The 13,336-nt window shown below is 69.8% G+C and carries 11 protein-coding genes; 3 read left to right on the forward strand and 8 right to left on the reverse strand.

Annotation, left to right across the window (positions count from 1 at the left end; all coding sequences use genetic code 11):
* Positions 1-33: 33 nt before the first annotated feature.
* The 4 genes from AC6JA9_RS12775 to AC6JA9_RS12790 all read right to left on the reverse strand — a co-directional run bounded on the left by AC6JA9_RS12775 (position 34) and on the right by AC6JA9_RS12790 (position 4,071).
* Entirely contained in the window at positions 34-300 is a 267-nt protein-coding gene (locus tag AC6JA9_RS12775; RefSeq protein ID WP_497959791.1) for a hypothetical protein, read from the reverse strand.
* A gap of 121 nt (positions 301-421) precedes the next feature.
* On the reverse strand, positions 422-820 hold the full coding sequence (locus AC6JA9_RS12780) for a bleomycin resistance protein (RefSeq protein ID WP_497959792.1): 399 nt from the start codon (positions 818-820) through the stop codon (positions 422-424).
* 127 nt (positions 821-947) lie between these two features.
* Complete coding sequence (locus AC6JA9_RS12785) at positions 948-3,416, reverse strand: ABC transporter permease (protein WP_497959794.1); 2,469 nt, start codon at positions 3,414-3,416, stop codon at positions 948-950.
* A 145-nt stretch (positions 3,417-3,561) separates the two neighbouring features.
* Positions 3,562-4,071: a DUF2780 domain-containing protein gene (locus tag AC6JA9_RS12790; RefSeq protein WP_497959795.1), complete on the reverse strand. Its 510-nt coding sequence runs from the start codon at positions 4,069-4,071 to the stop codon at positions 3,562-3,564.
* 502 nt (positions 4,072-4,573) lie between these two features.
* On the opposite strand from AC6JA9_RS12790, the gene AC6JA9_RS12795 reads away from it, so the two are divergent.
* Complete coding sequence (locus tag AC6JA9_RS12795; RefSeq protein WP_497959796.1) at positions 4,574-6,325, forward strand: hypothetical protein; 1,752 nt, start codon at positions 4,574-4,576, stop codon at positions 6,323-6,325.
* Positions 6,326-6,338: 13 nt separating this feature from the next.
* On the opposite strand, the gene AC6JA9_RS12800 is transcribed toward AC6JA9_RS12795, so the two are convergent.
* A complete protein-coding gene (locus AC6JA9_RS12800; RefSeq protein WP_497959798.1) occupies positions 6,339-6,884 on the reverse strand; it encodes an ester cyclase in 546 nt (181 codons plus the stop codon).
* 674 nt (positions 6,885-7,558) lie between these two features.
* On the opposite strand from AC6JA9_RS12800, the gene AC6JA9_RS12805 reads away from it, so the two are divergent.
* Positions 7,559-9,778 (forward strand): MSCRAMM family protein, encoded by a 2,220-nt coding sequence (locus tag AC6JA9_RS12805; RefSeq protein ID WP_497959799.1) that lies wholly within the window; start codon positions 7,559-7,561, stop codon positions 9,776-9,778.
* 32 nt (positions 9,779-9,810) lie between these two features.
* On the opposite strand, the gene AC6JA9_RS12810 is transcribed toward AC6JA9_RS12805, so the two are convergent.
* From AC6JA9_RS12810 to AC6JA9_RS12820, 3 genes are read right to left on the reverse strand one after another with little or no spacing between them, the layout of a single operon-like run.
* Entirely contained in the window at positions 9,811-10,833 is a 1,023-nt protein-coding gene (locus AC6JA9_RS12810; RefSeq protein WP_267697131.1) for an ABC transporter substrate-binding protein, read from the reverse strand.
* Positions 10,834-10,856: 23 nt separating this feature from the next.
* Positions 10,857-11,639 carry an ABC transporter permease gene (locus AC6JA9_RS12815; RefSeq protein ID WP_267697130.1) on the reverse strand — a complete coding sequence of 261 codons (783 nt, stop codon included), beginning with the start codon at positions 11,637-11,639 and terminating at the stop codon, positions 10,857-10,859.
* Positions 11,636-12,388: an ABC transporter ATP-binding protein gene (locus tag AC6JA9_RS12820; protein WP_426747187.1), complete on the reverse strand. Its 753-nt coding sequence runs from the start codon at positions 12,386-12,388 to the stop codon at positions 11,636-11,638. Before AC6JA9_RS12820 ends, AC6JA9_RS12815 begins: the two co-directional genes overlap by 4 nt.
* Positions 12,389-12,628: 240 nt before the next feature.
* Here AC6JA9_RS12820 and AC6JA9_RS12825 point away from each other — a divergent pair, with 240 nt between their 5' ends.
* Complete coding sequence (locus tag AC6JA9_RS12825; protein ID WP_497959801.1) at positions 12,629-13,186, forward strand: hypothetical protein; 558 nt, start codon at positions 12,629-12,631, stop codon at positions 13,184-13,186.
* The last annotated feature ends 150 nt before the right edge of the window (positions 13,187-13,336 follow it).

Raw genomic sequence — 13,336 nt, forward strand, 5'->3', positions numbered from 1 at the left:
CCACGAGCGCCCTGGCGAGGAAGGGCGGGCGCGTCAGTACACGAAGATGAGCCGGCCTTCGGAGTAGACGCAGTACAGCTCGCCGGTGGTATCGCCGGCGCAGCAGGTCTGGGCCTCGCCCTCGTTGAAGCAACGCTTGTTCACGAGCGAGCTGCACGCGGGATGGCCCGAGCACGCCAGCTGGGAGAGCGCCGAGTCCTGGCTGCCCTCGGGCACGGCCTCGGGCTCGCTGACCGGACCGCCACAGCCCAGCAGGGAGAGGCTGAACAACACCGCTGTCACGACAAGAGACTGCTTCATGAAAGGCCTCGTCAGGTGAGTGAGACGATGCCAGCTTAATCCAGACGGAGTGCCCATTCGTGTGAAGGCAGACCGTAAAGGGGCGGGTGCGGGGAGACCTCGCCGCCGCCGGGGCAAGGGTTCACGCCGACTCGAAGAAGGCGATGGCGTTGCCATCGGCATCCAGCACGGTGAAGTCTTCGTCTCCCCAGGGCTGCTTCGTGAGCGCGCCGTTCGGATGCACCACGCCCTGGTGCTGGTATTCACGGTAGAGGTCGTGCAGCCCCGTCACCCGGACCCGGCAGGACGCGGTGCCCGCGAGGTGGGGCTCGGCGCCGGGGCAGTCGGGCTTGTTGGCGGCCCAGAGGTGAAGCTCCACGGCGTCCCGGACGAGAATCGCGAAGTCGGGCTCGACGTGGCGCGCCTTGAATCCCAGGCGGTGCTCATAGAATTCGACGGCGCGGGCAATCTCTCGAACGGGTAGGGCAGGCGTCGCGGCGAGCAGTGGCATGCCCATGGCGTAGCGAACCCACGGGGCCAATGCCACCGTCCCGTCGGATGCGGCGCCGCGCGAGGTGTGGAGGACATCCGCATCCAACGTGAATCAACCTCGCGCAGGCCGGATTCGACGTCTGGCCGGAGATGCTGATTGGAGTCGGCTCAGGATGTCAGTCGTACTTGAGCGCGATGATGGGGTCCACGCGCGAGGCTCGCAGCGCGGGGAGCCACGTCGCCACCAGCCCCACCGTCAGCAGCACCAGCGGCGCGGCGATGAACGACAGCGGGTCCAGGGTGCTGACGCCGTGGACGAAGCCCGACACCAGCCGCGTCAGCGCCAGCGCGCCCGCGCACCCCAGCACCACCCCGCCCGCTACCGAGCCCAGGCCCTGCCGGAGCACCAGTCGCACCACCTGGCCCCGCGTGGCGCCCAGCGCCAGGCGCACGCCCAGCTCCCGCGTGCGCTGACCCACCAGATAGGACAGCACGCCGTAGATGCCCACCGCGGCCAGCAGGAGCGCCAGCGCCGCCATCATCGCCAGCAGCACCATGTTGAAGCGCTCGGAGCCGAGGGAGCGCGCGACGTGGTCCTCCAGCTTCAGCGTCTCCATCACCGGCTGCTGCGCGTCCACCGCCCACACCTCGCGCTGGACGGCCGCGACCACCTCCGCGTGGCCTCCTGGAGCGCGCACCAGCAGGTTGCGCGGAATCATCCGCACGAGCAGGGAGGCGATGCCCTGGGACATCTGTCCGGGCGCCACGTACATCACCGGAGGCGGCTCGTCGTTCAGGCCATCCTCGCGCACGTCCCGCACCACGCCCACCACCGCGCGAGGCACCTCGTCCCGGAGGCTGGGCACCGAGTGCGCCACGCGGATGCGCTGGCCCAAAGGGTCCTCGCCCGGCCAGAACCGGCGCGCCGCCGTCTCGTTGAGGACCACCACCGGCTCGGAGCCCGCCACGTCCGACTCCGTCAGGAGCCGCCCGCGCACCAGGCCGATGCGCAGCGCCTGGAAGTAGCCCGGTGTCACCGGGCGGTACTGTCCCCAGCCCGCGCCGGGGCCGTTGTCATCACCCGTGTATCTGCCCTCGATGGAGAACGACATGCTGGGGCCCGCGCCCATGGGCAGCGCGGAGGTGGAGCCGACCCCCTCCACGCCGGGCAGCGCCCGCACGCGCTCCTCCACCTGCGTCTCGAAGCGCTCCAGTGTCTCCAACGTGCCGTAGCGCGCCTCCGGCAGCGACATCCGCAGTACGTGGACTCCGCGCGGGTCGAAGCCCGGCTGGACGTTGCGCAGCGCGAAGAACCCCCGGATGAGCAGCGCCGCGCCCACGAGCAACATCACCGCCAGCGCCACCTGGCCCACCACGAGCAGCGCGCGCGTGCGCCCGCCCGTGGGGCCCAGGCTCGTGCGCTGGGCCCCTTCGCGCAGCGCGGTCTCCAGGTCCGTGCGCGACGCCTGCCACGCGGGCAGCAGCCCGAACAACAGGCCCGTGAGCAGCGACGCGCCCAGCGTGAAGCCCAGCACCGTGCCGTCGATGCCCACCTGCGCGCCGTCACCGGTCAGCAGGGGGGACGTGTCGGGCGCCAGTGACAGGAGCCCGGGCTGCGCCGCCGAGGCCAGCAGCACCCCGAGCCCGCCGCCCAGCACGGAGAGCAGCAGGCTCTCGGTGAGCATCTGCCGCGCGAGCCGCCCCGGGGCCGCGCCCAGCGCCGCGCGCACGACCCACTCGCGGTTGCGCGAGGCCGCTCGCGCAAGCTGGAGGTTGGCCAGGTTCACGCATGCGATGAGCAACACCAGCCCCACGGCGCCCAGCAGCACCCAGAGCGCCAGTCGCAGGTCGCCCGCGAGGAACGTCCTGAGCTCCACCGGGACGTAGTCCTGGCCCTCGTCGAGCAGGCCTGGGCTCTGCGTGCGCACGCGTCCACCCAGCGTCCGCAGCATGGCCGTCGCGCCGTCGAGGGTGATGCCCGGGCGCAGCCGTCCGGTCACGAAGAGGAAGTTGACGTCGGCGTGGTCGGTGAGGTCGAGCTGGAGTGGCGTCCACAGGAGTGCGCCCCGGGGATGGGCGAACGTGGCGGGGGCCACGCCCACCACCGTGTAGGGCTCGTCGTTGAGGACGATGGAGCGGCCCACCACGTCCGGTGCGCCACCGAAGCGCCGCTGCCACAGCCCCTCGCTGAGGACGACCACGCGGGGGCCGCCCACCACGTCCTCCTCCGGAAGGAAGCCGCGTCCCAGCGTGGGCCTCGTGCCGAAGGTCTCGAAGAAGCTCCCGGTCACCCGGGCGCCCGGCAGCCGCTCCGGCAGACCGTCACCCACGACGCTGAAGCCCGAGAGCAGCTGCTCGTGGGCCGAGACGCGCGAGAAGGGTGAGCCCTCCGCGGTCATCCACGTGTAGGCCGCGATGGACTGTGACGCCGAGCGCCCGTGGTCCTTGTTGATGCGCACCACCTGCATCAGCTTGTCGGGCTCGGGGTAGGGCAGCGGTCTCAACAGCACGCCGTTGACCACGCTGAAGAGCGCGGTGTTCGCCCCGATGGCGAGGGCCAGTGTCAGGAGCGAGACGAGCGTGAAGCCCCGGCTCTTGAGCAAGAGCCGGACGGCGAAGCGGACATCCTCGAGCAGCGCGGGCACGGGGGAACCTCGGGGGCGAGTGCCGTCCTACGGCGCCGCGCGCGGGCGATTGCACGCGCGGGCTCGCCCAGGACTCCGGGTCTCCGCGCCCCTCGAATCCCGGTGCGTGCCCAGCGGGACACCGGGGATTCCCTGGCGGGCGACCTCAGCGCCCGCCGAACAACCCTCCGAGACCTCCCAGCCCGCCGCCGCCGGAGGCGCCGCCGCCGGTGAGCAGGGGGAGGACGGAGAGGACCTTGCCGACGAGCGCGGGGTCCAGGCGCGACTTGAGGAAGTCGAGCAGCAGGGGCGCCACGAGGGTGGCCTTGCTCGCGTCCAGGTTGAAGCGGCCGAGCAGCGAGACGACGGCGGCCACCTCCGCGCCCTGCGCCGCGGCGCCGCCCAGCGCGCCCAGCAGCCCTCCCGCGCCGCCGCCCTGTCCGCCCATGAGTCCGCCGAGCGCACCCATGAGCCCGCCACCTTCCGGCTCGGCGGCGGGCGCGGCCTTCTGCCACGTGTCCATCTCCGGGATGGCCTGGCCCAGCTGGTCCGCGGTGTCCGCGCCGAGCTTCTCCTTCACCGTGCCCTGCACCAGCTTCAGCAGGCCGCCCGCCAGTCCCTGCGCCTGCGTGCCGTCGACTCCGAGCTGCTGGGAGAGCTGTCCGATGAGGTCCATGTCATGTCCCTTCGTGTCCGCGAGGAGCCCCGCTTCGTAGCCGACCTGGGGCCGCGCGTGTAGTGGCCTCGGTTGTTCGCGCAGGACGTCCGACGAGGACGCGCGCGCGTCCGGGGTGAACGCGGACCTCGGGGACCCGGGGCGCCACGGAGTGTTCGCTCCCTCGCATCTGGCGACGTCAGGTGTTGCGGCATGGCATCTGCAATGCATTTTCGGAAAGTCGCCCGCTGTGGCACCGCGAGACATCGCGTCGTGCCGCTCGGGATTGGCGCAGGCCCCCCTCGTGCCTGCCCTGCGCCAGGGTCGACACGAAGCTCCCGCATCAACCTCATGCGCGAAGTCCTCGGGATGGAGCCGATACATGTCTTGTGCAAGTTGTGGGAAGCCTCTGGCTGGAGCCCCGAGCGCGAAGGCCGCGTTCTGCCCCGCCTGCACCGCAGGTCTGAACAAAGCAGGCGTCCCCATCGAATGGGCCGCGAGTGAATGCTCGAAGTACAGAGGCTTGACGGTCAGCGTGGCGATGCTCACCGGGTTGCACAAGAAGTCAGCTGCCCAGTCGGCCGCCGGCTCGGGCTCCGCCCCGACATCCAAGGCGCGCAAGAAGGCTGACGGGAAGAGTCCCAAGGAGGCGGCAGCAGCAGCGGAGCCCTGCGCGCCAAGCAAGTTGACGGCGCTCCAGCAGAAGAAGATGGATGAGCCGTATAGAAACCTGGACATCCCGCACCTGGACCTCTTGGTCCGCTCCGCGAATCAAAATGGCCTCGGTGACCTGATCAACGGCCTGCAGACCTGCAGGATGCTCATGGTGGGCACGAAGTGGACGGTCGCCATCGACTCCAACCACCCGGACCTCACCACGATGCTGCCGAGCTTCGCCGGGGTCGAGAAGGGCGCTCTTGAAGACGAGTACCACGAGGTCGCCTTGGAGACTCCCGGCATGGTCGGCACGAAGGACCGGCTGGTTGTCACGGAGTATGGCTACCGCACGGCGAAGGAGCTGAACGAGTACACGCGCAGCTCGGGGCTGCGTGAACACGAAATCGGTATCATGAGCAACCTGGCGCTGAGGCAGCCGCTCGCGCTGAGCAAGCTGGACCTGTCCCAGCCACACCTGCGAGAGGTGCTCCCGAAGCATGGCCAGGAGTGGCGGTTCTTCTTTGGTTATGGTGCCGGCCAGAAGGAGAGGGCTCGCTACGACCTCCTCCTGGATCGAGTCATCTTCGACCTGAGCATCACCCATGCCATCGTGCTCCCCGTCAACCATCACACCGTGGGGGAGGACAGCAAGAAGAGTCGGCTTGGAATCACGTATCTTGAGCGATACCTCGAGCAACGGAAGGGCCCCTTGGCCCAGCTCAAGAGGGGCAAGGCCGTTGAGTTCGACACGCTGACCGTCGAGACCCTGAGTCTGGGCAACAGGGTGTTCAAGGTCGTGGCCATGAAGCCCAAGCAGGTGATTGCCTACTCTGACATGCAGCAGCTATGGCGCGCCGCGGACAGGTCTTTCACCATCGCGGAAGGAGATCAGTCCTTCAGTGAAGCCATCTCGGCCGGCATTCCCATGGCCTATCAGCTTTGGCGCACGAAGGGGACTGCGCACAAGCAGGCGTTGTACGACAGCTTCGTCAAGCAGGCAGGGAACATCGCAGAGTTCATCGTCCGGTGCGCGAACTACCCCGAGAATGAATTGAACCCTGGCGAGCTGACGAAGATCATCGAGGACTGTAACAGCAAGCAATTCCTGGCGCAGTACTCCGAGTTCGCGGCGGGGCTTGCGGAGACATACGACATCGCGCCTCGCCTCCGGGGATTCGTCAAACGATACTGGGTACGGATGAACCGCCACGCACTGGCCCAGGAGTTCCCTGTCTTCGGGGAGAAGTTCGCGGGCATCAGCGCGCTGGAGGCCGCCGGCCGTTTCGACGAAGCCTATGCGAAGACTCTCGATATGCTTGGGAGTTGTGGAGTTCACATCGGCCCATTCAATGCTCGGCGGAAAAAGTTCGGGAGGCAAGGGGCTATCAAGGCAGGGATAGGAGAAAGCCTCGAGCGCCAGGCCATGCCACGCGAAGTGTTTGCGTTGATCTACCAATACGATGATTCGGATTTTTCGGAGGGTCAGCCCTCCGCTCCTCCCGCGGGGGCGACAGGTACGTCGACAGCGACGGCGGCGGCAGGCACCGCGCCCGTGGGAGCCTCCGCCGCCGCTGCCGCGGGCGTGGCTCCGGCTGCTCCGAAGCCACCTTCCTCGTGAGCGGGTCGCGCCCTCAGTCCTCGAGCACCGGAGGTGTCGTCTGGGTGAGCACCGCCGGGGGCTCGCCGCGGGTCATGGACAACAGGCCCTTGAAGCAGCGCACGGCGAGCAGCCAGTTCTTGGGGGAGCGCATGTCCAGGCCGCCCAGGAGCTGCTTGAGCATGCTGAGCGTGTCGAAATAGACGCGCTCACAAACGAGGGTCTCCGACGCATCGAAGATGAAGAACCCCGTCATGCGCACGCGGAAGCGGCTGCCCGTGGGCGGGATGTTCCCCAGGGGGCCCAGGTGGGTCCCCATCAGCCAGAACTCGACGATGACCGCGTCGTCGCTGTGCCGTAGGGAGATGAGCTCGTGGTGCTGGTCGGGGAACGCGACGCGGGTGTTCCGGTAGTACTCGCGCACCGAGGAGCCGCCGTCGTGCACCGTCATCGTGGGGACCAGCTCGTAGTGGGGATGAGGGAACGTCGACAGGACGTCGTCCCACTGCTGCCGCACCTCGTCGCGGAAGTGGTCCAGCACCAGCTTCTGACGGGCCTTGCGTCGAATCTCGGGAGTCATGCTCGCCTCGGTGGCGCTCCCTCGAGCGCACGCTCCAGGGAAGCAGGGCGGGAAGATAGCGTGCCTGCCGGTGGCGGTTCAGGCCGGAGTTCGAGCGCGTCCGACGGCGGAAACGACGAATCGCCAGCAGGGACGAACTCCCGCTGGCGACCCGAGTCGTCATCGCCCGGATGAGGGGCGAGCGGTGCTACGGAATCTGCTCGTAGGGGTTGTTGGGGTTGTAGGGCCCGACGATGATGACGCCACCACCACACGTACGGGGACCACCGCGAACCTTGGTCTTGATCTGCATGGTCTGCTCCTGATGGGTGCTGCGTGAACTCCAGTCTCGCGGTGACCGGGTGAGTCGCTCGCGGCTGGAGGGCGGGATTCAATTGCACCTGTAATCAGCCGTCAAGCGACTGAACCGATGCACAGGCTCGGTGATATGGGTTCGAGTGATTGATGCGACATGTCACGGAGCCGGGCTCGGCCCGCAATCCCTGACGCTCCACGGTTGGGATGTCTCGTGCGAGTGCGTCAACAGTCTTTGTCACACGGGGTAGGGCGCGACACCAACCCCGCAAGGCGGGCGTATCTGTTTCCGAGACCTGTGGGTCATCAAGGACGCCGGCAGGGGGCCATCGCCTGATAGCGTCATCTCCCCGGGAGGGTGCATGCGCAGGTCATCCGTGGTGGCAATCATTCTGGGGGTGCTCGCCCTGGTCGTGGCCGGGGCGCTCTTCTCCTTCAATCGCCCTGCTGCCCTGCCCACCGTGCCCGCGGTTCGCGAGCCGCCCACCGTGACACGGCTCGATGAAGCGCCGTCGACCCTGGGGCCGTCCGGGGCACCCCATGATGGTGGTACGCAGCGCCCCGCCTCTGCTGTCCTCCTGGAGGGAGTCGTCCTCGACGAGGACGACCAGCCGGTGACGCAGGCCACGGTGGCCGCGATGACGCCGCCCCGACTGATGAAGGATGTCGCTCGACCTGCCGGTGAGCCGGACCTCGTGGAGTTGGCCGGAGGGGTGACGCAGCGGTTCGGAGACTACGTCTCCGACCGGTTCGAGACGGAGGTCGACGACGCGGGCCGCTTCGTCCTCGAGGTGGCTCAGGCGGGGCCCCACTTCCTTGTCGCCTCAGCGGAGGGCTACGTCGTCACACGCGTGGACGTCTCGGCGCCCGCCAAGGACCTCCGGCTCGTCTTGCGCGCCGGTGGGCAGGTGGTGGGCAGTGTGGTCAGCGCCTCGGGAATCGTGCTCCCGGAGGTGAATCTCTTCCTGTTCGCCGAGGGCAAACAGACCCATGTCGCCGAGACCACGAGCGATGAGCAGGGGCGCTTCCAACTGCGCACCGTGCAGCCCGGCCGATACACGCTCAAAGCGATCTTCGACACGGGCGCCCCGCATCGGATGTCGCGCGTCATCGATGTCCGTCCCTCGGAGCCGACGACGGTGACCTTGCGGATGGACACCGGTCGCTCCGTGTCCGGCACCGTGGTGGATGAAGCCGGGCGCCCCGTGGCTCACGCCGAGGTGTCGGCCCGGTCGGACCCGGAAGCCCACGCCGAGCTGTACGAGCGAGAGCGCGGTTACCGGGTGTCGGATTCGTCCGCGCGCACGGATGCCTCGGGGCGGTTCACGGTCCTCCACCTGCTACCTGGCAACTGCCTCCTCTCCGTCGAGAAGCCTGGCTACGTGCGGCGTGAGCACGATGGCGAGGACTCCCGGCGCACCGTCCTGGCGGGCGCGAAGGACGTGACGCTGGTGATGCGCTATCAGGGCAGCATCCTGGGGCGACTCCGGCGCTCGGACGGCACGCCCATCACCCGCTTCACCCTCAACGACGAGCCCTTCGAGCACGAGGACGGGGCCTTCCGGTTTCCCATCCAGCAGCCGGGCGTGACCTGGCTGACGTTCGATGCCCCGGACCTGCTGCGCACCCTCCGCGAGGTGCGAGTCGAGCCCGGTCAGGACGTGGACCTGGGCGACCTCATCCTCGAAGGTGGGAAGCGGATCCGCGGACGGGTGCTGGACACGAGGACCTCCGCTCCCATCGAGGGCGCGAAGGTCGTCGTCCAGCACACGCAGGCGGGTTCCGGGGGCACGGAGGCCCCGGAGCTGGCGAGCGCGAGGACGGACGCGACAGGGGGCTTCGAGCTCGCCCCGGTGGAGCCCGGCTCACTGCGCCTGGATGTCTCCCGCTCCGGCTACCTGCCCCTGCGAGGCTCGCTGCGTGTGAGCGAGGAGCCGCTGGAGCTGCGCCTCTCCTCGGGCGCGCGAGTGTCGGGCACCGTCAAGGACCGCGAGGGGCGGCCCGCGGACGTGGTGCTGCGAGTCTTTCCCCTGGGGGACCACCAGGGCCACTCGCCCAGCATCCTGCAGGTCCGGGATGGGAGCTTCGACGTGGCGGGGCTGGAGCCCGGGGAGTACGTCTTCAAGGTCCTCTCCGTGCACGACTCCCTGGGGAATGCCTGGTCGGAGAAGCGCTCCGGCCGCTATGTCCCACGCAGGGTCACGCTGGCGCCCGAGGAGCAGCGGGTGCTCCAAATCCAGGAGCAGGATGGGCGCTCCTCGCTGCGTCTGCGCATGCCCCGCTTCACGGGCGTCGCTCCAGAGGATGTCGCTCCTCACTCGGCGGTGCTCATCCCGGGGACCGTCCCGCAGGTGCGCACCTATTCAGGCTTCGAGCGGCTCATGCGTGAGCAGGGCGTACCCGCTCCGCCGAAGCCGTCCTCTCCCGAGGTCGTCTACGACGCGCTGCCCGCGGGCCGTTACACGTACCTGCTCGTCGGAAAGCGCCCCCAGGGAGGCCCCTACCTGGTGCACACCGAAGTACTGGTGGTGCCCGAGGCCCAGAGCGTCACCCGGGACCTCCAGCCCGTCTGGTCCCCCATCACGCACATCATCCTCTGACGGGTGCCGCGCGTGGCCCGGTGACGCGGCCCTCACTCCCGCGCGCCGGTGAACTCCGGCAGCAGGTACTCGTCCGCGGAGGGGGCCTTGTCGATGAGGCCCAGCTCCACGAGCTGCTGGGAGAGCTGCTCCCACCGCTCGCGCTTCATCGCGCCCAGGCCCCGGGCCTTCGTCTCCTCGGTCTCGATGAGCGGCTTCTGGGCCTCGGCCCCCGCGGCGAAGGTCTCCGCGTCCATCGTCGTGTTCAGCTTGCCCATCACCGCGTTGGTCGGCCCCGGGTTGTCCAGATACGCGCGCCAGCCCTCGCGCACGGCCGCCACGAACGCCTTCACCTGCTCGGGGTGCTCCTTCCAGTACTGCCGCCGGGTGATGACCACGGCGATGTACGGATTGAAGCCCTCGTCGGCCACCAGGAACACCGCCGGCGTGGCGCCCTGCCGCCTGGCGGCGATGGGCTCGGCGGTGACGAAGCACTGCTGGGCGAAGTCCTTGTCCGCGAGGAAGCGCGCCACGCCGCCGTCGTAGGGCACCACCTTCACCTTGTCGAAGCTGTACTTCTTCTTGAGAAAGGCCACATACGAGAGGCCCGGCTCCAGCGCCACCGTGCCCGAGGACAACACGTCCTGGATGCCCTTCGCCCCGCGGGACGCGTGGGCCATGATGGCGTGCGGCGACGTCTGGTACACCGCGAACAGCGGAATCACATCCAGGCCGCGAGCGCGCGCGGTGATGATTTCATCCGCGCCGCTGATGCCGAACTCGGCCTTGCCCGTGGCCACCATCTGCTGCACCGGCGCGCCCGCGCCGCCGCCCAGGATGTCCACCTCCAACCCATGCCGGGTGAAGGCCCCCGACTCGCGCGCCGCGTAGAAGCCGCCGAACTCGGGCTCCGCCACCCAGTTGAGCGCCAGCTTCACCTTGGCCGGAGCGGCCTTCCGTGGCGCCGGGGTGCCTGCCTGGGCGCCCTGGGGGGGCTCCTCCTTCTGGCGCGAACAGGCGCTCGCGGCCACCAGCAGCCCCACGCACCCCAACAGCTTCACCAGACGTCCGCTCACGTTCTGCCTCCCTTCCACGTGACTCAATTCCCCTGCGCCGACGGGTGCCAGCGCCGCAGCAGCCGGGCTCCCGTCAGGCTCACCGCCCCGAACAACACCAGCCCCAACCCCGACGCCGCCAGCACCGCCGCGAACAACAGGTCCGTGCGCAGCTGACGGTACGCGGCCAGCACCAGGATTCCCAGCCCCGCCGTGCCCTCGGAGAAGCCGGCGACGAACTCGCCGACGATGGCGCCGATGACCGACAGCCCCGAGGCAATCTTCAACCCGGTGAACAGGTGCGGCATCGCCGCGGGCAGCTCCAGCTTCCACAGCGTCGCGAAGCGCCCGGCGCCATACAGACGGAACATGTCCCGCAGCGGCGGCTCCACCGAGCGCAGCCCGGTGAGCGTGTTGGCGATGACCGGGAACAACGAGACGATGAAGGACGACACCGCCACGGCGCGAGGGCCCGGGCCGAACCACAGCACCAGGAGCGGCGCGATGGCCACGATGGGCACCGTCTGCAGGAAGAGCGTGTACGGGTAGAGCGCGCGCTCCATCATGCGCGAGGACGCAAGCGCCACCGCCACCAGCACGCCCAGCACCGCGCTCAGCCCGAAGCCCACCAGGGCCGCGCGCCCCGTGGTGAGCGCCGCGCCCAAGAGCGAGCCCGCCTCCCGCGCTCCCACCGCCCCCACGGCCGAGGGCGGCGGCACCAGCCAGACCGGGACCTCGAAGAGGCGCACCGCGGCTTCCCAGAGCGACAGCAGCACGACGAGCGCCACCAGCGGAGGCAGCGCCGCGCGAAGGGCCGGGCGGTTCACCAGCGCTCTCCTTGCTCCAGCGCCTCGTGGAGCAGCCGGGCCTCGCGGGCGAAGGACGCCTCGGTGCGAAGGGCCGCGCCGCGCTCGGTGGGCAGCTCCAGCGTCCGGTCCAGCACCACGCGCGCCGGCCGCCGCGACAGGACCACGGCCCGCTCGGCCAGGTAGGCGGCCTCGGAGATGGAGTGGGTGACGAAGAGCACCGTCATCCCCAGCTGGCGCCACAGCGCGCGGAGCTGGTCATCCAGCCGGCCGCGCGTCAGCTCGTCCAGCGCGGCGAAGGGCTCGTCCAGGAGCAGCAGCCGGGGGCGGGTGACGAGCGCGCGCGCCAGGGACACGCGCATGCGCATGCCGCCGGACAGCTCGGCGGGGTGACGGTCCGTGGCATCCCCCAAGCCCACCTGCTCGAGCACGGCGCGCGCGGCGGCCCGTCGCTCCGACTCCGGCACGCCGGTCAGCTCCAGCGGCAGCGCCGCGTTGTCCAGCACCGTGCGCCAGGGCAGCAGGTGCGCGTCCTGGAACACATAGGCGATGGGGGCGCGCTCACCGGGCGTGCGCTCCAGCGACGGCGTGAAGGTGATGTGCCCGGCCTCCGCGCGGTCCAGCCCGGCCACCAGCCTCAGCAGCGTGGACTTGCCGCAGCCGGAGGGCCCGAGCAGCGCCACGAACGCGCCGGGCGCGACCTCCAGGTCCAGCCCCGACAGCACGGCGACGTCACCCGGGAAGGTGCGGCGCAGGCCCTCGACCTTCACGCGGACGCCCCCGCTTCCGGAGACGGGGGGCAGGGGAGCGGGGGGAGCGAGGCCGGGAGGCGCCATGGAGGGGGTGTTTCTAACCGCCCTGAACCCGCGAGGCGAGCGTGGATCTCGCGTCCAGGGCGGGGCCAAGGCGCCGCGTGGCGCTTCCTGGTCGACTTCGGTGACGGGCCCGCCGCCACGCCGGGGTGGAACAACCTCCACTCCGGCTCCACCGGTTCGTCGTTGAGCAACCTGGTGGACGACGCGGGTGTGGGCTCGGGGCTGTCGCTCCAGCTGACGGACGGGTTCTGGCAGGGCTGGACGGGCGCCTGCAGCGGCGGCGGCACCACCGCGAGCACCGGCTATCCCGCGTCGGCCACGCGGGACACGTTCTTCATCGGCACCAACGAGGGGACGACGGACACGCAGGCGCAGGTCCGCCTCTCTCTGGGCTGGCCATCAAAGGCACCTGGCTTCCCGCAGCGCTCGGACGCGAACGCCCGACAGGTCGCCGCCATCGTTCCCTTCTCGGGAGGGCGCGTCCACAGCGTGAACGGCGTGTCGGGCATCTGCCGGCTGGCCACCGAGGACGTGCCCGTGTGGACCTTCCACGCGGCGGACGACGGCACGGTGCACGTGAGCGACACGGCTGCGGCGGTGAACGGCCTCAACGCCTGCTCGCCCCCGTCGGCGCCGGTGGTGACGCGCTACGAGAACGTGGGGCACGAGGCCTACTCCCGGGCCTATTACACGGACCACACGTACCACTCCCCGAACCTCTACGAGTGGCTGCTCGCGCAGCAGCGTCCGTAGGGGATGACCCGAGGCCCCGCTGCTCGTACGGAGCGGGGCCTCCGCGCCTGCTGGACGCGCCGCCGGAAGTCGAGGGTGTCCACGGTGAGCCGCGACGCGTTCTGGCGGGCCGCCGTGCGTGGGGTGATGGCCGCTGCTTCGACGGACCCG

It is taken from the genome of Myxococcus sp. MH1, from assembly GCF_059738865.1.

What these genes read in the sequence shown, in the direction of transcription:
- AC6JA9_RS12775 (WP_497959791.1), bottom strand. Translation starts at nt 300, where the DNA reads ATGAAGCAGTCTCTTGTCGTGACAGCGGTGTTGTTCAGCCTCTCCCTG.
- AC6JA9_RS12800 (WP_497959798.1), bottom strand. Translation starts at nt 6,884, where the DNA reads ATGACTCCCGAGATTCGACGCAAGGCCCGTCAGAAGCTGGTGCTGGAC.
- AC6JA9_RS12790 (WP_497959795.1), bottom strand. Translation starts at nt 4,071, where the DNA reads ATGGACCTCATCGGACAGCTCTCCCAGCAGCTCGGAGTCGACGGCACG.